At 65.9% G+C, this 19073-nt stretch carries 19 protein-coding genes; 13 read left to right on the top strand and 6 right to left on the bottom strand.

Going from position 1 to position 19073, the window contains the following annotated elements; translation table 11 throughout:
• The 3 genes from CCR94_RS12465 to CCR94_RS12455 all read left to right on the top strand — a co-directional run.
• The coding region (locus CCR94_RS12465; protein WP_104508176.1) for a ComEC/Rec2 family competence protein at nucleotides 1-1577 on the top strand (1577 nt) is incomplete at its 5' end.
• Between the two features lie 222 nt (nucleotides 1578-1799).
• On the top strand, nucleotides 1800-2213 hold the full coding sequence (locus CCR94_RS12460) for a hypothetical protein (protein ID WP_146089985.1): 414 nt from the start codon (nucleotides 1800-1802) through the stop codon (nucleotides 2211-2213).
• A gap of 101 nt (nucleotides 2214-2314) precedes the next feature.
• On the top strand, nucleotides 2315-2602 hold the full coding sequence (locus CCR94_RS12455) for a hypothetical protein (protein ID WP_146089984.1): 288 nt from the start codon (nucleotides 2315-2317) through the stop codon (nucleotides 2600-2602).
• 222 nt (nucleotides 2603-2824) lie between these two features.
• On the opposite strand, the gene lexA is transcribed toward CCR94_RS12455, so the two are convergent.
• On the bottom strand, nucleotides 2825-3523 hold the full coding sequence (gene lexA, locus CCR94_RS12450; RefSeq protein ID WP_104508180.1) for a transcriptional repressor LexA: 699 nt from the start codon (nucleotides 3521-3523) through the stop codon (nucleotides 2825-2827).
• A 265-nt stretch (nucleotides 3524-3788) separates the two neighbouring features.
• Between lexA and CCR94_RS12445 the strand changes: the two genes are divergently transcribed.
• Nucleotides 3789-4136: a hypothetical protein gene (locus tag CCR94_RS12445; protein WP_104508173.1), complete on the top strand. Its 348-nt coding sequence runs from the start codon at nucleotides 3789-3791 to the stop codon at nucleotides 4134-4136.
• Here CCR94_RS12445 and CCR94_RS12440 read toward each other — a convergent pair whose 3' ends face one another.
• Entirely contained in the window at nucleotides 4137-5015 is an 879-nt protein-coding gene (locus CCR94_RS12440; protein ID WP_104508172.1) for an ATP-binding protein, read from the bottom strand.
• Between the two features lie 66 nt (nucleotides 5016-5081).
• Between CCR94_RS12440 and CCR94_RS12435 the strand changes: the two genes are divergently transcribed.
• From CCR94_RS12435 to CCR94_RS12410, 6 genes are all read left to right on the top strand, one after another.
• Nucleotides 5082-6077 (top strand): hypothetical protein, encoded by a 996-nt coding sequence (locus CCR94_RS12435; protein WP_146089983.1) that lies wholly within the window; start codon nucleotides 5082-5084, stop codon nucleotides 6075-6077.
• Nucleotides 6078-6278: 201 nt separating this feature from the next.
• Entirely contained in the window at nucleotides 6279-6776 is a 498-nt protein-coding gene (gene yajC, locus CCR94_RS12430; protein ID WP_104508170.1) for a preprotein translocase subunit YajC, read from the top strand.
• Between the two features lie 15 nt (nucleotides 6777-6791).
• Nucleotides 6792-8369 (top strand): protein translocase subunit SecD, encoded by a 1578-nt coding sequence (gene secD, locus CCR94_RS12425; protein WP_104508169.1) that lies wholly within the window; start codon nucleotides 6792-6794, stop codon nucleotides 8367-8369.
• A gap of 12 nt (nucleotides 8370-8381) precedes the next feature.
• Nucleotides 8382-9335 carry a protein translocase subunit SecF gene (gene secF / locus CCR94_RS12420; protein ID WP_104508168.1) on the top strand — a complete coding sequence of 318 codons (954 nt, stop codon included), beginning with the start codon at nucleotides 8382-8384 and terminating at the stop codon, nucleotides 9333-9335.
• Nucleotides 9332-9721: an Mth938-like domain-containing protein gene (locus CCR94_RS12415; protein WP_244594051.1), complete on the top strand. Its 390-nt coding sequence runs from the start codon at nucleotides 9332-9334 to the stop codon at nucleotides 9719-9721. The genes secF and CCR94_RS12415 overlap by 4 nt, the downstream gene beginning before the upstream one ends.
• 92 nt (nucleotides 9722-9813) lie before the next feature.
• Nucleotides 9814-10641, top strand: a complete 828-nt coding sequence (locus tag CCR94_RS12410) for a phytoene/squalene synthase family protein (protein ID WP_104508167.1) — start codon at nucleotides 9814-9816, stop codon at nucleotides 10639-10641.
• Between the two features lie 59 nt (nucleotides 10642-10700).
• Here the strand turns inward: CCR94_RS12410 and CCR94_RS12405 are convergent, their stop codons facing one another.
• The 3 genes from CCR94_RS12405 to CCR94_RS12395 are packed head-to-tail and all read right to left on the bottom strand — an operon-like array spanning nucleotide 10701 to nucleotide 14176.
• The gene (locus CCR94_RS12405) at nucleotides 10701-10940 is read right to left on the bottom strand and encodes a hypothetical protein (RefSeq protein WP_104508166.1); all 240 of its coding nucleotides are present in this window, start codon (nucleotides 10938-10940) and stop codon (nucleotides 10701-10703) included.
• A 56-nt stretch (nucleotides 10941-10996) separates the two neighbouring features.
• Complete coding sequence (trmFO, locus tag CCR94_RS12400) at nucleotides 10997-12406, bottom strand: methylenetetrahydrofolate--tRNA-(uracil(54)-C(5))-methyltransferase (FADH(2)-oxidizing) TrmFO (RefSeq protein WP_104508165.1); 1410 nt, start codon at nucleotides 12404-12406, stop codon at nucleotides 10997-10999.
• Between the two features lie 27 nt (nucleotides 12407-12433).
• Nucleotides 12434-14176, bottom strand: a complete 1743-nt coding sequence (locus CCR94_RS12395) for an ABC transporter ATP-binding protein/permease (protein ID WP_244594050.1) — start codon at nucleotides 14174-14176, stop codon at nucleotides 12434-12436.
• A gap of 64 nt (nucleotides 14177-14240) precedes the next feature.
• Here CCR94_RS12395 and CCR94_RS12390 point away from each other — a divergent pair, with 64 nt between their 5' ends.
• The 3 genes from CCR94_RS12390 to CCR94_RS12380 all read left to right on the top strand — a co-directional run bounded on the left by CCR94_RS12390 (nucleotide 14241) and on the right by CCR94_RS12380 (nucleotide 17628).
• On the top strand, nucleotides 14241-16370 hold the full coding sequence (locus tag CCR94_RS12390) for a glycoside hydrolase family 3 N-terminal domain-containing protein (protein ID WP_104508178.1): 2130 nt from the start codon (nucleotides 14241-14243) through the stop codon (nucleotides 16368-16370).
• Between the two features lie 204 nt (nucleotides 16371-16574).
• A complete protein-coding gene (locus CCR94_RS12385; protein ID WP_104508177.1) occupies nucleotides 16575-17210 on the top strand; it encodes an NAD(P)-dependent oxidoreductase in 636 nt (211 codons plus the stop codon).
• Nucleotides 17200-17628: a thiol-disulfide oxidoreductase DCC family protein gene (locus tag CCR94_RS12380; protein WP_425332332.1), complete on the top strand. Its 429-nt coding sequence runs from the start codon at nucleotides 17200-17202 to the stop codon at nucleotides 17626-17628. The genes CCR94_RS12385 and CCR94_RS12380 overlap by 11 nt, the downstream gene beginning before the upstream one ends.
• A 7-nt stretch (nucleotides 17629-17635) precedes the next feature.
• Here CCR94_RS12380 and lpdA read toward each other — a convergent pair.
• On the bottom strand, nucleotides 17636-19073 hold a 1438-nt coding region (gene lpdA, locus CCR94_RS12375), incomplete at its 5' end, for a dihydrolipoyl dehydrogenase (RefSeq protein ID WP_104508162.1).

Here is a 19073-nt window from a genome sequence, read left to right as displayed (position 1 = left end):
CCCGCATCGGCGGCGTCGGCGGCGTTTTGGGCGCGGCGGAGAAGATCGACCCGCCGGAAACCGCCCCCTGGAGCCTGCGCCTTTTCGCCGCCATCGACCGCGCCCGCAACACGCTCGCCCTGCGGGTCAATCAGGCGGTCGGCGGCGACAATGGGGCTATAGCGGCGGCCATGGTGACGGGAAAACGCGATTTCCTGTCCGACGAAGCGCGCGAAATCATCCGCAAGGCCGGCATTTTCCACATCATCACCATATCCGGTGTGCAGATGACGCTGGTCGCCGGCATTTTCTTCGTCGGTTTTCGCTCAGCTCTGGCGCTGTTTCCCCGCCTCGCGCTGAATTACCCGATCAAGAAATGGGCGGCGGCGCTCGCCATGCTCGGGGCCTGCGGCTACGCCCTGTTCACGGGATCGCGGGTCGGGTCGGAGCGCGCGCTCTACATGACGCTGATCCTGCTCGGCGCCGTGCTCGCCGACCGTCCCGCCCTGACCATGCGCAATCTGGCGCTGGCCGCGCTGGTCGTGGTCATCACCGAACCGGAAGCCCTTTTGGGCGCGAGTTTCCAGCTTTCGTTCGCGGCGGTGGCGGCGCTGGTCGCCGTTTACGAAGGACGCTCCCGACTGCCGCGCGACGCAGAAAGCAAAGGCTGGCGCGGATTTCTGGCGCAACATGCCGGCTCCGGCGTCGGCGGCGCGCTGGTCGCCACCTTCTGCGCCACCTCGGCCACCGCCTCGTTCATGGCCTATGATTTTCACGAACTCAGCCCTTACGTGCTGATCGGCAATCCGCTGACGCTGGCGGTGATCGAGTTTTTCGCGGTGCCGGCGGCGCTGGTCGGTTCGGCGCTCTCCGCCATCGGGCTCGATGGTCCGATCTGGGCCTGGCTCGACCTCGGCATCGAGGCGATCATGCGGCTGGCGCGCTGGATCGGCTCGGCGCCAGCCTCCAATGTGCCGTTGCCGGCCTTCGCGCCTTGGTCCATCGTTTTTCTCACCCTGGCCTTGTTGTCGGCGCTGCTGTGGCGCGGCCTCATCCCGCGACTGACGGCGATTCCCCTGCTGGCCCTGGGTCTGGCCGGCGCGGCGAGCGGCGAAACATTCGACTTCGCCGTTCCCCCCACCGGCGACAGCGCGGCCTTGCGCGGTCCATCCGGCGAACTGACCGTGCTCGGGCGCCACAGGAACGCCTTCGCGGCGGAACAATGGCTGCGCGCCGACGCCGACGCGCGCGAAACGCCGGATGCGGCGGGCCGATGCGACAAGCTCGGCTGCACGGCTTTGGCGCGCACGGGCGCGGCGGTGGCGCTCGTGCTGGAGACGGAAGCGTTTCATGAGGACTGCGCCAGGGCGAAAATCATCATCTCGCCGCTTTACGCGCCAAGGTCTTGCGCCGCGCCGATCGTGCTGGACCGCGCCAAGCTGGCGCAAACCGGGGCGGTGACGCTGCGCTTCGAAGGCGAATCCGTCCGGTGGCGCAAGGCGCGCGCGCCGGGCGAGGACCGTCCGTGGTCGCGCGCGCCGAAACCGCGCGGGGGCGCGGCCCCGAAGCAAGGGCAGGACGAATCCGCCGACGATTGATCGCGCGGGATCAGGCCCGCCGATGTGGCGGAAGGGACGATTTTCCGCGCGAACGGCTTCGTGCAAGCGTGGGGTGAAAGATTGGCGCCGGAAGGGACTTGCGGGGCCGGGTCAGCCTTGGATCGTGCTGGAAGAAGTCACGCGATCGAAAGGGCCGTCGCCCGGCTTGCCGGACCAGGCGCAAATCTGTATGGCCAAGCTTGCATGAATCAGAGGGCGAAAATGCCGGGCCAAAACGGAATCGTTTACCTTGCCGACTACATTCTCGACGACCTGCGGATGATTCCGCGCGCCTGCGACCTGCTGGACCGAATCAGCGCCAACGCCGACGCGTATTTCCTCGACAGGAACACGCTTCCGCCCGCGCTCGCCTGCGCCTGGGAGCCGCTCGTTCGCGCGGCCGTCGATTTCTGCGAGCGCCTCGCCGCGCGCTACAACGGCGTGGTGATCGAACAGGACTATGTCGGCCTTGACCTGTGCGACGTGGTGTTCGACGACGACGAGATATCGACGCTCAAGATTTTCGCGTGCGATCCCGCCTGCGCGCGCGTCGCGCCCGAAGCGCTCGACATCGTGCGCCAATGCCGGCACATCCAGGTTCTGCTGCACACCGAGAACGCGCGCGCCGCCGCCTGATTGGCGGCGTTCGGCATCGCCCGCATTTTTGCGAAAAAGATTAACGTGTGGATTGACGGACCGGCTTGGCCGTGGCCTCATCGTCGCGTGAGGGCGAAGCCATGAGGATGCAAAACCAGTTGCGGGAGCGCGTGCGCAAGGTGGAGGCGCTTAAACGCGGCGCCGTCACAGATGGCGAACGCGAGGCGGCGGAAGCGGCGTTGGCGCGGCTGAAGGCCAGGCTTGGCGATCCGGCGCGCGAGAAGTCGCCGGAAGCGATCAGCCTCGGCCTTGGCGCTTTTTCAGCCCCTTGGCCCGTTCCCCTGTTCCTGTCCATGGGCGTCATCGCCATAGCCATGGCGTCAAGCTTCGCCATGATCCGCGCAAGCGCGACGCGCCGGCCATTGTAAAGGCCGCCGATGTGAAGGCGCCGCAGGCTTTTTCCAGGTCGCCGCAGGCTTTTCCACGTCGCCGCAGGCTTTTTCCACGCCAGCGTCTTTCTGAGGGTCAGCTTGCCGCGAGGCCAACGGATCGTATGTCAACAAGGCCCGGTCTCCAGCGCCCGGCGCAGCGGAAGACCGAACGCCTGATCCGCGAGACGGTCTCCGCCCAAAACCCCGACGCCGTCCCGCTCAATATTTCCGCACGAGGCTGATCAGTCGGCCCTGGATGGCGACGCGATCCGGCCCGAAAATCCGGGTCTCGTAGGCGGGATTGGCGGCTTCCAGCGCAATCGAGGCGCCGCGCTTGCGCAAGCGCTTCAAAGTGGCCTCCTCCTCGTCGATCAGCGCGACCACGATATCGCCGGACTCGGCGGTGTCCTGTTTCTTGATGATCACGGTGTCGCCGTCGAGAATGCCGGCCTCGATCATCGAATCGCCGCGCACCTCCAGCGCATAATGTTCGCCATTGCCGAGCAGGTCGGGCGGCAGAGAGATGGAATGCGAGCGGGTTTGCAGCGCGGAGATCGGCGTACCCGCGGCGATGCGGCCCATGACGGGAATGGCGACATTGCTTCTCTCGCCCTCCTCGCCGGCGACGAGCGGGCGCACCTTACCGAGATTGCCGGGAATGACGCTCGGCTCGAACTTTCCACGGGGCGTCGAAGGCGTGGACGACTCAGGCAGGCGCAGAACCTCCAGCGCGCGCGCCCGGTTGGGCAGGCGGCGGATGAACCCGCGCTCCTCCAGCGCCATGATCAAGCGGTGAATGCCGGACTTGGAGCGCAGGTCGAGCGCGTCCTTCATTTCGTCGAAGGACGGCGGCACGCCGCCTTCCTTGAGGCGCTGGTTGATGAAGCGCAACAATTCGCTTTGTTTCTTGGTGAGCATGAACACCCTCAACGTGCCGCCGAAATGCTCCTCCCGCCGGAGCGTCACCATGTCCACCCGCCGGGAATCGCTTAAACAAATCATGAACGAACGATATATGTTCTCCCTTGGTTCCGCAACAAGAATATTGAAAGCAAGTAAAGATCGAGCTTGTTTTGCGTCGCATGGTAAGGGAACCGTAACCTTGGTTCCCTAACGCTATCAATCGAACTATTGTATTGACTCTCCCGCTGTTGAGTCTTGCGATGCTTGTCGCGAGGAAACCATGCGCAGATTGGGCGAAAAGCCGCTGAGCGGCGCCGAAAAACAGAAGCGCCATCGCGAGCGGGTCAAGGCGCGACTCGCGGAGGCGGTTGCGCTGAAGGCGCGCGCCGAAGCGGCGCCGGGCGAGATTCCCGGCCTGAAAACTTTCTACGAAGGTCTGTTGCGCGAACTCGGCGGCAGCGCCGACGAGGCGAAACAACTGTCCCAGGCCGCCGCGAGTTTTGAGGAAGACATTGTTTCAAACCTGCGCAAACGCGGGCAGGCGGCGCTGGTGGCGCTGCGCCGGCAGCGGGCCAAGACCGGATCCAGCCTGCTGTCGCGGCTCGCCGCCATGCAGGAGCAAGGCTGATCAATCCAGCGTCCTGCCCAGCCGTCCGGCGAGATCCTGGATATATTGGAAGGCGGCGCGGCCCGAGCGCGAGGCCCGCGTGATCGCCCATTCGAGCGCCTCGGCGCGAATCGTTTCAGGCGGCGCGTCGAGCCCGTAACGCGCGACATAGCCGTTGACCATGTCGAGATAGTCGTCCTGGTTGCATTTGTGGAAGCCGAGCCACAGGCCGAACCGGTCCGAAAGCGACACCTTTTCTTCCGTGGCCTCGCCGGGATTGATCGCGGTGGAGCGCTCGTTCTCCACCATGTCGCGCGGCAGCAGGTGGCGGCGGTTTGAGGTCGCGTAAAACAGCACATTGTCCGGCCGCCCCTCGACGCCGCCCTCCAGCGCCGCCTTCAGCGACTTATACGAGGCGTCGCCGCTGTCGAACGACAGGTCGTCGCAGAACACGATGAAGCGGCGCTCGTCCTCACGCAACAAACCCATCAGCGCGGGCAGCGATTCGATGTCCTCGCGATGGATTTCGATCAGTTTCAGCCCGTGGTAGCCCGCCGCGCCCGAAAACCGCGCGTCCACCTCGGCATGAACGGCCTTGACCAGCGACGACTTGCCCATGCCGCGCGCGCCCCACAGCAACACATTGTTGGCCGGCAATCCGCGCGCGAATCGCTCGGTGTTGCCCAAGAGCTGTTCGCGGGCGAGATCGACGCCGCGCAGCAGCGACAGCTCCACCCGGCTGACCTTCTTGATCGGCGCCAGGGTCTGGGTCTCCGCGCGCCAGACAAACGCCTGCGCGGCGTCGAAATCGGGTTTTTTCGGCGGCGGCGGCGACAGGCGCTCAAGGGCCTCGGCGATGCGCAAGAGAAGGGTGGAGTCGAGCAGGGCAGGATCGGTCATGGCCGTTCTATGCCCGCTTTGCCGGGCGATCTCAACTTTTTCCGAACATTGGCTTATGATGGCGCCATGCCCGCTGACGTCCCAAGGCCCGCTTGCCTCTCAAGCCTCGACCGCCGCCGCCTGTTGGTCGGCGCGGCCGGTTTCGCCATGCCGGCCTTGGCGCAAACCCCGCTGAAAAAGGCGGAGATTTCCTTCGAGATCGACGAGGACCGGTTGCGCGCCCTGTTCGGCCGTCGCCTGCGCGAAGGCTTTAAGCGCCTGTTCCCCGACGGCGAGATTCTGGCCGATGCGGCGGGCGCGAAAATCACCTTGCGCCGCCCCGAGGATTTTTCTGCGCTCGCCGCTGTTTTGCCGCGTCTCGATCCGGCGCCGAAATCAACAGCCGAACCGGCGCAGGGGCTGAAACTGACAAAACTCGCCGACAAGGCGGCGCGGATCGATTTTGGCGCGGCGGCGCTCGACGCGCAGGCGGGTTTGTGGCGCGACCGGGCCAAAAAAATGCTGGAACAGGCGCTGGCGCCGCGAAAAGTCGCCTTCGCCGACAAGGAGATGCGGAAATTCGTCCTCACCGTGGTGGGCATGGACCGCGCCCAATGGGGGGGCTGGATCGGCGGGCGCATCGACCTGTTTTTCCCCGCCCCATTCGCGCTGGCGCCCGTGGCGGCGGCGCCCGGGCCTAAAACCTTCGCGCCGCGTCCGTTCCCGCGCGGCGGTCCCGATTCGGCCGTCGTGGTCGAGGGCGACAAGCTGCTCGGCAATGAGGACGACATTTTTTCCGCCCGCGTCGAAGGCAAGGGATCGGAAGAAAGGCTGGTTCTTGAGCTGACACGCCCCGGCGCCGATCTGTTCGCCGCAAAGAACCTGCCCGCAGCCGACAAGGCGGCCTACGCCCTGATGTTCGACAGGGCCGTGGCCGCGCGCGCCGTGCTGGACGGACCAGCGCGCGACGGCCGGATGCGGCTGAACATCGAACAGGGCCTTGGCGCGGCGGATCTCGCGGAACGGATTCTGGCCGGTGGCTCGGCCCCCATGGTCAGGCAGGTCGAGGCGCGGTTCGGGTAAGACTCGCCAGCGACGCCCGTATCCGTTTCCCGCAAGGGGACGCGGCGCCATGTCGCCTCCGCAACAACGTTTTCCCGCCCGCGCTCGCCTTGCTTTCGTCCTGCCGCGCGTTATAGTCCGCGCCAAAATTCGCGTCCAAGATTCCAATTCGCGTCCAAGACCCCAATTCACGTAAAAGACTCCAAGTCGAAGAGGTCAGCAATGTTTTTCGTCTCTCCAGCCTATGCCCAGGCCGCCGGCGCCGCCGGCGCGAACGGAACCGACTTTCTGCTGCAAATGGCCCCCTTCGGCATCATCCTGCTCATCATGTATTTCCTCATTCTGCGGCCGCAGCAGCAGCGCGCCAAGCAGCACGAGAAAATGGTGAACAACATCCGGCGCGGCGACATTGTCATTACCAATGGCGGGCTGATCGGCCGGGTCAGCAAGGTCACCGACGACGCGGAGATCGAGATCGAAATCGCGCCGAATGTGCGCGTGCGCCAACTGCGCGGCGGCATCACCGAGGTGCGGAGCAAGAGCGAGCCGGTCAAGGACGAGGCGGCCAAGAAGGAGCCGGCCAACAAGAACAGGAAGGACCAGGGCAAGCCCGCCAAGCCCGAACTGGTCAAGTCCGAGCCGGCCAAGATCGAAGCCGTCAAGACCGAGCCAGCCGAGGGCGAGGCGGCCGACAGCGAGACTCCCAAGGACAAAGCCTGAAAGTTCTGACTGATCATGCTGCGGTTCCCCCTCTGGAAAACCCTTCTCACCCTCTGTGCGACGCTGATCGCCATGCTGATCTGCGCTCCCAGCATGATCGGGCCAGCCAACAGGGCGGCTCTCGCTTCCGTGTTGCCGTCCTGGATGCCGCCCAACGCCATCGTGCTCGGCCTCGACCTGCAAGGCGGCGCGCATCTGCTCTATGAAGTGGATCGCGGCGACGTCGTCCGCTCCATGACGCAGAACCTGCGCGACGACCTGCGCCGCGAATTGCGCGAGGACAAGGTCGGGGTGTCCGGCGGCATTGGCGTTCTCCCGCGCGGCGTGCAGGTGCGCCTCGCCGATCCCAACGATTACGACAAAATCCAGGGCAAGCTGGCCCATCTCGTGCCGCTCAGCGCCAGCGCGCCGGGGTCGGGGCTGGACATCGCCAACGAGAACGGCCTGCTGCGGCTCACCATCACCGACGCGGCCATCGACAACAAGGTGAAGCGCGCGGTCGAACAGACCATTGAAGTGCTCAACCGCCGCGTCAACGGCTTGGGCACCACCGAGCCCAACATCCAGCGCCAGGGCGCCGACCGCGTTCTGGTGGAAGTGCCGGGCTTGCAGGACACCAACCGCCTGAAAGAAATCGTCGGCACCACCGCCAAGCTGGAATTCCGCCTCGTCGCCGAACCCGGATACAATCCGGGCGATGTGGATTCGCTCGACCAGACCGAGCAGCCGGGCAAGCTGCCGGTCGAGAGGCAGGTCATGGTGGTGGGCGAGGATCTCACCGACGCCCAGCCCGGTTTCGACAGCCGCAGCGGCGAACCGGTGGTCAATTTCCGCTTCAACATTCGCGGCGGCCAGCGCTTCGGCGAGGTGACCTCGGCCAATGTCGGCCGGCCCTTCGCCATCGTGCTCGACAACAAGGTGATCTCCGCGCCGCGCATCCTCGGCCCGATCACAGGCGGCTCCGGCCAGATTTCCGGCCGGTTCACCGTCGAGCAGGCCAACAATCTCGCCATACTCTTGCGCGCGGGCGCGCTGCCGGCGAAACTCACCATCGTCGAGGAGCGCACCGTCGGCCCCGGCCTTGGCCAGGATTCGATCGACGCCGGCAAGCGCGCCGCCTACTGGGCCGCCGGCCTCGTCGTCACCTACATGCTGATCACCTATGGCACGTTCGGCGTGTTCGCCAATCTGGCCCTGCTGATCCACATTTCCATGATCTTCGCCATGCTGGTGATGCTGCGCGCCACGCTGACCCTGCCGGGCATAGCGGGCATCGTGCTCACCATCGGCATGGCGGTGGATTCCAACGTGCTGATCTACGAGCGCATCCGCGAGGAATTCCACGCCGGCCGCTCGATCGTTTCGGCGCTGGACGCCGGCTTCAACCGCGCCTTCACCACAATCGTGGATTCCAACGTCACAATGTTCGTGGTGGCGGCGATCCTCTACTTCCTCGGCTCCGGCCCGGTGCGCGGCTTCGCCGTCTCGCTGGCGCTCGGCATTTTGACCACGATCGTCACGGCGGTCACCATGACGCGCATGATGATCGCGCTGTGGTACAAGTACCGCCGTCCGACCAAGCTGCCGATTTAACGGATTCCGAAGATGAAACTGCTGCGGCTTGCGCCCGAAAACACCAAATTCCCGTTCATGCGCTTCCGGCGCGTGTCTTATCCGTTCTCGGCCGTGCTCTCGATCGTGTCCGTGCTGCTGTTCCTGTTCGTGGGAATGAATTTCGGCATCGACTTTTCCGGCGGCACGCTGATGGAGGTGCAGGCCAAGTCGGGGATCGCCGATCTGTCCTATGTCCGGGACCTCGCCGAGCATCTCAACCTCGGCGATCTCGAAGTGCAGGGGTTCGGCACGCCCGCCGACGCCTCGATCCGCTTCGGCATGCAGCCCGGAGGCGACGCCGCGCAGCAGGCGGCGGTGGAAAAGGTCAGGTCCGCGCTGGGCGATTCCTATGAGTTTCGCCGGGTCGAAGTGGTCGGCCCGCGCGTCTCCGGCGAACTGGTGCAGCAGGGCACGCTCGGCGTGGTGATGTCGATCCTGGCGGTGCTGTCCTATCTGTGGTTCCGGTTCGAATGGCAGTTCGCCATTGGCGCGATCATCGCCACCATGCACGATCTGTTGCTGACGGTGGGCTTCTTCTCGATCACCCAGCTCGAATTCAACACCACCTCGATCGCCGCGATTCTGACCATTGTCGGTTATTCGCTCAACGAAACCGTGGTGGTGCTCGACCGCATCCGCGAAATGATGCGCAAATTCAAGAAAATGCCGACGGACCAGTTGATCGACATGTCGGTCAACGCCGTGCTGCCGCGCACTTTGATGACGGCGACCACGGTGTTCCTGGCGCTGCTGTCGCTGGTGATTTTTGGCGGGCAGGTGATTCGCTCGTTCTCGCTGGCGATGATGTGGGGCATTTTCGTCGCCACCTATTCCTCGATCTTCATCTGCTCGCCGACGCTGATCTATCTCGGCCTGCGCAACGAGCGCGGCCCCCGCGACGAGACGACCACCGGCGCCAAGCCGCTGGCGAGCGGAAAACTTTGAGCGAAAGCCGCCGCTACGACGGCTTTCTCCCCGGCGCCCACCTGATCGAGGGCATGGGGCAGGGCGCTTTCGCCTTCGGCGGCATGTCGCATATCGGCTCGCTGCTGCTCCTGCCCGACGGCGTGCGCGCCCTCGCGGCGACGACATTCGCGGAGGTGGACGAGGCCGCGCTGGCGCCGGTCCTGGCGCTGCCGGCGGGCGAAGTGGAGCTTTTGCTGTTCGGCTGCGGCCCGAGCTTGCAGCCGATTCCAGCGCTGTTGCGCAATAAACTGCGCGATCGCGGCGTGCGCTGCGACCCGATGAGCACCGGCAATGCGGCGCAGACCTACAACATCCTGCTTGGCGAAAAGCGCCGCGTCGGCGCGCTGCTGATCGCGGTGGAGTGACGCATCTGGCTCCTTCTCCCCGCATAGGACGCCCGCCTTTCGACGGGCTATGCGGGGAGAGGGGCAGGTTCGTCACATGGAGTCATTTACGCATGACCATGCAATCCTCCGACTCCTACACCCTCTGCGAAGCCGCGCTGCGCGCGGGCGACCCCGACCGCTGGCTCGCCTGCATGTTCGCGCCGGCGGAAAAACGCCCGCATCTCCACGCGCTCTACACTTTCAATCTCGAAGTCTCGCGCATCGCCGCGCACGTGACGCAGCCGTTGCTCGGCGAAATGCGGCTGCAATTCTGGACCGATCTGCTCAACGGCGGGGAGCGTGGCGAGGTGCGAAAAAACCCCACCGCCGACGCGCTGCTGGCCACGCTCGACGCCTGCCGCCTCGACCGCGACCCGCTGCTGGAACTGCTGGAGGCGCGCTGCTTCGATCTCTATGGCGAGCCGCATCCCGACCTTGCCGCGCTGGACAATTATTGCGACCTCACCGCCGCAACCCTGTTCCGTCTCGCCGGTCAGATCGTCGCGGGTGAGGCCGCAACCGCCGCCGCCGCCGCGCCGGCCGGCCGCGCCTACGCCCTCACCGGCCTTTTGCGCGCGCTGCCGTGGCTGGCGGCGGAGCACAAGAGTTTTGTTCCCGTCGATCTGGCGGCGGGCCATGGCGTCAATCCGCTGGCGCGCGAAAACACCCCCGCCTTGCGCGCCGCTCTGGACGATTTGCGCGCCCACGCCCGCGACAATCTCGACATGGCGCGCGCGGCCCTGGAGCAGACGCTGGCGCAAGAGCGTCCGGCCTATCGCGTCATGGCGCTGCCCAAACTCTACCTCGCCCAGATGGACGAGGCCGCGGATCCGCTCAGTCCGCTGCCGGAAATCGCGCAATGGCGCCGGCAATGGGCGCTGCTGCGCGGAAAAATCTAGAGTCCAGCGTTAACGCGTTTTCTTGACGCGAACCGGTGTCCGCTTCGCTTGAAAACGCTCTAGAACTCGAAGAATTTTTCCCGCAATGCGTCCTCGTAGTCCTGTTTGGCCTCCTTGGCCTCGGCGCGGGCGTCCTCTTCGTCGAAATGCGCCTGTTCCCAGCGATCGACCTCGGCGACCGAATGGTTGACGCAGACCAGCGCCTCCTCGGCGCGAATGGCGGCGATCCAGGCTTCCAGCGCCGTCTTGTATGCCTTCTGCAATGCGTCGAGTTCGGGATGGCTCTCTGTCTCGGTCATGGCGGCCTCCTGACAGTTTCAGGCTAGGCCGCGCCCATGACCAAACGACGACAGTCTTATACCGCCGCGCCCAGCCAGCCTTTCAACTCGGCGTCGGCGCGGGCGGACATGGCGCGCTTTTTCGCAATCGCCTTCTCCGGCCCGCGCAGTTTTTTCCCGTCCGGCGCTTTGGGCGAAAAATCCATCGGCGGGAACAGGCCGAAATTGACGTTCATCGGCTGAAAGCTGCGCGGCCCCGCGTCAATGGTCTCGATATGGCCGCCGGTGATGTGGTTGATCAGCGCGCCAATGGCGGTGGTGGCGGGCAGCGGCGGCAGGATCGCGCCCAGTCGCTCGGCGGCGGCCATGCGCCCGGCGATCAGCCCGATGGCCGCGCTCTCGACATAACCCTCGCAGCCCGTGATCTGCCCGGCGAAACGCAGGCGCGGGTCGGCTTTCAGCCGCAGCCGCGCATCCAGCACCTTGGGCGAATTGAGAAACGTATTGCGATGCAACCCGCCGAGCCGCGCGAATTCGGCGCGCTCCAGGCCAGGAATGGTCCGGAAGGCGCTCAGCTGCGCGCCATAGGTCAGCTTGGTCTGAAACCCAACCATGTTGTAGAGCGTGCCGAGCGCGTTGTCCTGGCGCAATTGCACCACGGCATAAGCCTTCACGGTGGGATCGTGCGGATTGGTGAGGCCGACCGGCTTCATCGGGCCGTGGCGCAGGGTTTCGCGGCCGCGCTCCGCCATCACCTCGATGGGCAGGCAGCCATCGAAATAAGGCGTCTTTTCAAAATCCTTGAACGCGATCTTCTCGCCCTCGATCAGCGCGTCGATAAAAGCCTCGTATTGGTCGCGGTCGAGCGGGCAATTGATGTAATCGGCCCCGGTGCCCCCCGGTCCCGCCTTGTCGTAGCGCGACTGGAACCAGGCTTTTTCCATGTCGATGGAGTCGAAATGGACGATGGGCGCGATGGCGTCGAAAAACGCCAGTTCGCTCTCGCCGGTCAGCGCGCCGATGGTTTTCGCCAGGGCGGGCGAGGTCAGCGGCCCCGTGGCGATGATGACATTGTCCCATGTCTCCGGCGGCAGTTCGAAAACCTCCTCGCGGCGGATCGAGATGGTGCGGTCGCTCGCCAGCGCATGGGTGACGGCGGCGGCGAAGCCGTCGCGGTCAACCGCCAGCGCGCCGCCGGCCGGCACTTGGTTGGCGTCGGCGCAGGCCATGATCAGCGAATTCATCGCTCGCATTTCCCGATGCAGGATGCCCACCGCATTGGTGGAGGCCTCGTCGGAGCGGAACGAGTTCGAGCACACCAGTTCCGCCAGCGCGTCGGTCTTATGCGCCTCGGTTGGCCGTTGCGGCCGCATCTCGTGCAGGATCACCGGCACGCCGGCGCGGGCGACCTGCCAGGCGGCTTCGCAGCCGGCGAGGCCGCCGCCGATGACGTGAATGGGATCGATGTCGAATGCGGGATTGGCCATTTGCTCTTCCATCAGGGAGGCGCGCTTTTAACGCGTCGGGACGGAAGAAGGAAGCCTCCGGCGAATCAGGCGCAGCACGCGCCGGAAGAAGGGATCGCCGCCCTGCGGCCCGGCGATATAGACCAGGGTGGACGCCGAAAGTTCCTGGCCGAAACTGTCGAACAGGGCTTTGCGCGTCACGGCGGGCAGCGAATCCAAGGCGGAATCGACAATGACCCACAGCGGCCGGTGCAGCAGCAACCGGGCGAAAGCGAGGCTCTGCTGCTCGGCGTCGGTGAGATCCTGGTCCCAGCGCCGGCGCTCGTCCAGCCGGCCGACGAGATGGTCGAGCCCCATGCGCGCCAGAACTTTCTCGAATTCCGCCGGGGCGAACTGGTCCGGCTGGCCGGGATAGGCCAGAATGTCGCGCAAGCCCCCGTCGGGAATATAGGGGCGCTTGGGCATGAACATGATCCGCTCGTCGGCGGGCAGGGCGATGCGGCCTTCGCCCCAGGACCACAGCCCCGCCAGGACGCGGAACAGGCTGGTCTTGCCCGCTCCGGGCGCGCCGACGATCAGGGTGTGCTCGCCGGCGGCGATTTCGACATGGGCCTGGTCGAGCGCGATGCCGCCCGCGGGCGAAGCGACGACGAGATCGTCCAGGCGCAGCTTGCCGTCCGGCGCCACCGTCCGCTCGATGCGGGAGACGCCGTCGACGCGGTCCAACCCCTCCAGCGCGCGGCGGAAACCGCCGACCCGCAGCAGGGTGGCGCCCCAGTCGGCGAGGGCGCCGGCATTGTCCACGAACCAGCGCAGCGACAGGTTGACCTGCTCGAACGCCCCCACCGCCATCAGCAGGCCGCCAAAGGTGAGCGCGCCGGAGAAATAGGCGGGCGAGGCGACAATGGTCGGCGCCACCAGACTGATCCAGCCCGAGCCCGACGTCACCCAGGCCAGCCGCGTGGCGACGGCGATCAATTGGCGCAGCACCGCCAGCAGGCGGTCGAGTTGGGCGTTGAGCTTGCCCTTTTCCTCGCTCTCGCCGCGATGCAGCGCGATGCCCTCGCCATGCTCGTTGGCGTGGACGAGGGCGAAGCGCAGGTCGGATTCGCGCGCGTAACGCTCGGCGTTGAGCGGAACCAGTTTTCGCGCCGCGCGCCAGGACAGGAACGAGGCCGCGCCGGCATAAATCAGCGCCGCCCAGACCATATAGCCGGGGATGCTGAACGATTCGCCGCGAAACGACAGCACGACATTTTCCGACAGGCCCCACAGCACGCCGATGAAGCAGGTGAGCAGCAAAGCCGATTGCAGCAGGCCGGCGCCGAGGTCGGTCGAGAGATCGGCGAGATGGTTGGCGTCCTCATGCACCCGCTGGTCCGGGTTGACGCCGATGGCGCCGGCGCCGGCGATGCGGAAGGCGCGGCCCGGCGCCAGCCATTGCCCGATCAGGTCGCGCGTCAGCCCCTCGCGCAGCTTCATCTTCATGGTGAGGTTGAGCCGCTTCTCCGCGACATTCAGCGCCAGCAGCGTCCCGGCGATGAAAAGATAGAGCAGGAGCTGATGGCCGAAGGCGTCGAGATTTTTTTCGGAGAGCGCGTCGTAAAACGCCTTGGTCCAGGTGTTCAGGCGAATCTGCATGAAGGTGGTGGCGCCGACCACGATGCACAGCGCGGCGGTCAGCCCCAGCAGCGCCCGGCGCTGCGGCGACGCGCCGAGCGCGCGCGCAAGGCCCCGCGCCAGCGCGACGAAATCCGCCTCCGCGACATCGGCGCCTTCCGGTTTGGCCATCATATTCACCTTCGCAAATTCCGGCCAAGCTTATAACATGCGGGCGGAAAGACGGTATCCGCTCATGACCGGCGATTTTGTCGAAACCCTGCTTGCAACCATGACCCTCGCCGAAAAACTGGGCCAGATGACCATGTCGTCGGCCGGCGGCGCGACGACCGGGCCGGTGCGCGGCGAGACGACCACCGAAAGCATCGGCAAAGGCGAGGTCGGCGCGCTGCTCAACATCTGGGGCAAGGCGACGACCGAAGGGTTTCAGAAACTCGCGGTGGAGGAGACCCGCCTCGGCATCCCCCTGCTGTTCGGCTGCGACGTTTTACACGGCCACAACACCGTTTTTCCCATTCCGCTCGCCGAGGCCGGCCTGTTCGATCCCGACATCTGGGCGCGCACGGCGCGCGCGGCGGCGGGCGAGGCGGCGGCGGACGGCGCCGACCTCACCTTCGCGCCCATGCTCGACACCGCGCGCGATCCGCGCTGGGGCCGCATGGCCGAAGGTTTTGGCGAAGATCCGCTGTTGGGCGCGCGTTTCGCCGCCGCCAAGGTTTTGGGGTTTCAGGGCGAACTGTCGTCGCCCGCCTCGGTCGCCGCGACGGCGAAACATTTCGTCGGCGGCGGCGCCGCGCTGGCGGGGCGCGAATATGCCGCCGCCGACATTTCCGAGCGCGCGTTGCGCGAAACCTATCTGCCGCCGTTCCGCGCGGCGATCGAAGCCGGCTGCGCCGCTGTGATGGCGGCGTTCAACTCCGTGGCGGGCGTTCCCATGACGGCGCACGCCCAGCTGTTGCGCGGCTATCTGCGCCAGGAACTTGGCTTCGACGGCGTCATCATGAGCGATTACGCGGCCATTGAGGAGTTGATCGACCACGGCGTCGCCGCCGACCGCATCGAGGCCGCCGCGCTGGCGCTGAAGGCCGGCGTGGACCTGGACATGGTCAGCGGCGTCTATTTTTCCGCGCTGCCGGAGGCTGTCGCGCGAGGACTCGTGGCGATGGCGGATATTGACGCGGCGGCGCGGCGGGTTTTGAGGCTCAAACAAAAACTCGGCCTGTTCGACGATCCCTACCGCCGCATTCGGGCGCCCGCGCCGGCGCCGGACAAGGCTTTGGCCTTGCAGGCCGCGCGCGGCGCGATCACGCTGCTCGCCAATGACGGCATCCTGCCGCTCGACGAAAAAATCCGCGCCATCGCCGTGATCGGCCCGCTGGCGGATGCGCGGGAGGAAATGGTCGGGCCGTGGACGCTGGCCGCCGACCCCAGCCAATGCGTCAGCATTCTGGACGGCCTGCGCGCCGCGCTGCCGGGTTGCGACATCCGCCATGCCCCCGGCGTCAGCATCAGGGGCGACGACGAAAGCGGCATCGCAAGAGCGCAAGAAATTTGCACCGGCGCCGATGTGGTGATTCTTTGCGTCGGCGAGGCCGCCAACATGAGCGGCGAGGCGTCGAGCCGCGCCCATCCCGGCTTGCCCGGCGCCCAGCGCCAGCTTGCCGAAGCCGTGCTGGCGAGCGGGCGCCCGGTCATCGCGCTGCTGTCGTCGGGCCGTCCGCTGATCGTTCCCTGGCTCGCGGAGAGGGCGCGCGCGCTGGTCGCGACCTGGTTCCTCGGCGCGGCGGCGGGACAGGCCATCGCCGAAGTTTTGACGGGGCGCGTCAATCCCACCGGGCGCCTGCCGGTGACATGGCCGCGCGCGGTCGGGCAGATCCCGATCTTTTTCGCCGAACGCCCGGCCTCGCGCCCGCTGAAACCGGACGATCCCTTCACCAGCAAATATATCGACACGCCCAATGACCCGCAGTTTCCCTTCGGCCACGGCCTGTCCTACGCGATGGTCGCACTGAACAACCTCCGCCTCGGCCAAACCGAATTCCGCGCCGGCGACACGATCCGCGTCGAGGTCGAGGCGCAAAACCTGTCCGACCGCGCGACGCTCGAAACCATTTTCCTGTTCGCGCGCGACCGTGTCGCGTCGGTGGCGCCGCCGCTGCTGGAGCTGAAGGACTGGATGAAGGTGGACCTGTCGCCGGGAGAAAAGAAAACCGTGGTTTTCACCCTCGCGGCGGAAGCCTTGTCCTGCCTCGGTCCCGATTTCGCGCCGCGCCTGGAGCCGGGCGATTTCGACATTTCGGTTGGCCTCAGCGCCGACCGGCGCAAGCTGCTATCGGCGCGCATCCTCTGCGGGCATTCCGGATGATGCGCCAGAGCGTTTTCCAGCGAAGTGGATGCCGGTTCGCGTTAAGAAAACGCGTAAAAACAAAAAACTAGAGCCCCGATCCGATTCAATCGGATCGGAATAGGCTCGAGAAAGGGAACCCAACAGCCTGCTGGAACGTCGTGCCAATAGCTATATCCAATGGCGAAACGCCGGGTGCGGCGCGCCAGTGCGAAGGAAATTGTCATGACGCATGTGCTGATCATCGGCGCCAGCAAGGGGATCGGGCTGGAAGCGACCCGTCAGGCCCTCCAGGCCGGCCACCACGTGCGCGCCCTGGCGCGCTCCGCGACCGGGATCACGCTCTCGGACGCCAATCTCGAAAAGGTTCAAGGCGATGCGTTGAAGGCGGCGGATGTGGAAGCTGCTGTCGCCGGGGCGGACGTGGTGATCCAGACCCTGGGCGTCGCCGTGGGAGACTTGTTCAAGCCCGTCAGCCTGTTCTCGGACGCGACCCGCGTGCTGGTCGCGGCGATGGCGGCCAAGGGCGTCAAGCGTCTGATCAGCGTCACCGGTTTCGGCGCGGGCGACAGCCGCGCCAGCATCGGCTTTTTGCAGCAATTGCCGTTCAAGCTCTTCCTCGGCCGCGCCTACGATGACAAGGGCGTGCAGGAGGGGTTGATCAAGGACAGCGGACTCGACTGGACCATCGCGCGGCCCGGCATTCTGACCAACGGCCCGCGCACCGGCCGCTACCAGGTGCTCACCGAGCCATCGCAATGGCGCAACGGCATCATCTCGCGGGCGGACGTCGCCGACTTCCTGGTGCGACAGATCGAGGATCGGACCTACGTCGGTCAGGCTCCAGTCCTTGTCAACTGACGACCTTCAGGAGATCCCCATGGAGCCGGAGCTTGAGAAATCGACGGTGTATTTCGACGGCTCGTGTCCGCTGTGTCAGGCCGAGATCGGCTATTATCGCCGCGAGGATCAAGCCGGCGCGCTTTGCTTCGTCGATGTCTCCCAACCCGGCGCCGCGACGCCGGACGGAATGACCTGCCAGCGCGCGATGGCGAGATTTCATGTGCGCGCGCATGACGGGCGTGTTCTCTCCGGCGCGGCGGCCTTCGTCGAGGTCTGGAGCCGCCTGCCCAACTGGCGCTGGGCCGCGCGCGCCGCCGCGCTGCCGGGCGTGTTGCCCGCCCTGGAGTTGGGCTACCGGATGTTTCTTCCGGTGCGGCCGTTCATCTCCGGCATGGTTCGACGCATTTTGGCCTGGCGCGGTCGGGGCCAGAGCTAAACGCGCTTCACTTCCTCTTCTTCGGCGCGATCAAATCGGTGATCACGCCCTCATAAAGCTCCGCCGCGAGCCCAAGAGTTTCCGACAGCGTCGGATGCGGGTGGATGGTCAGGCCGATATCCTCGGCGTCCGCGCCCATTTCGATGGCGAGCGCGGCTTCGGAAATCAAGTCGCCGGCGCCCGGCCCGACAATGCCCACGCCGATCAACCGCTTGCTGTCCTCGTCGAACAGCACCTTGGTCAGGCCCTCGTCGCGGCCGAGCGCCAAGGCGCGACCCGAGGCCGCCCAGGGAAACACCGCCTTGCCGAAATTCAACCCCTTGGCCTTGGCCTCGGTCTCGGTGACGCCGACGAAAGCGACTTCCGGGTCGGTATAGGCCACGCCGGGAATCACCTTGGCGTCGAAGGCCGACTTGTGGCCGCAGGCCACTTCCGCCGCCACCTTGGCCTCATGCGTCGCCTTGTGCGCGAGCATCGGCTGTCCGACAATGTCGCCAATGGCGAAAATATGCGCCACATTGCTGCGCATCTGCTTGTCCACCGCAATAAACCCGCGCTCGTCCACGCTCACGCCAGCGTTTTCGACGGCGATCAGCTTGCCGTTGGGTTTCCTGCCCACCGCCACCAGAATCTTGTCGAACACGTCCTCGCGGGTCGCGCCGTCGGCGTCGAACGTGACGTGCAGGCCGTCGGTTTCGGGCTTGACCGCCGTGACCTTGGTTTTCAGCAGGATGGCCTCGACCTTCGTCGCCAGCCGCTTGAACAGCGGGGCCACCAAATCCTTGTCGGCGCCGGGAATGATCTGGTCCATCAGCTCGACAATGGTCACGCGCGACCCCAGCGCCGCATAGACCGTGGCCATTTCCAGCCCGATAATGCCGCCGCCGAGCACCAGCAGCTTTTGCGGAATATCCTCCAGCGCCAGCGCGCCGGTCGAGTCGATCACGCGAGGATCGTCGGGGATGAACGGCAGTTTGACCGGCTCCGAACCGGCGGCGATGATCGCCTTGTCGAAGGAAATTACCTTCTTCGACCCGTCCGCCGCCGTTACCTCCAGCGTGTTGGGTGAGGCGAAGGCGCCGAGGCCGGTGACGACCGTGACCTCGCGCTGTTTGGCCATGCCGGCAAGGCCGCCGGTCAGGCGCGCGATCACGCTGTCCTTCCAGCCGCGCAATTTTTCCAGATCGATGTCGGGCGCGCCGAAGGACACGCCATGCCCCGCCATTTCGGAGGCCTCATCGATCACCTTTGCCGCGTGCAAAAGCGCCTTTGACGGGATGCAGCCGACATTGAGGCAGACGCCGCCCAAAACGCTCCAGCGCTCGACCAGTAAAACCTTGGCGCCGAGATCGGCGGCGCGAAAGGCGGCGCTGTAGCCGCCGGGACCGGCGCCGAGCACCAAGACTTCGGCGTGCAGGTCGGCGGCGGTCCCGGCGGCTACAGCG

The organism is Rhodoblastus sphagnicola (assembly GCF_002937075.1).
In the GTDB taxonomy this organism is placed as follows: Bacteria; Pseudomonadota; Alphaproteobacteria; order Rhizobiales; family Beijerinckiaceae; genus Rhodoblastus; species Rhodoblastus sphagnicola.
This window is presented reverse-complemented; position numbering and strand designations above follow the sequence as displayed.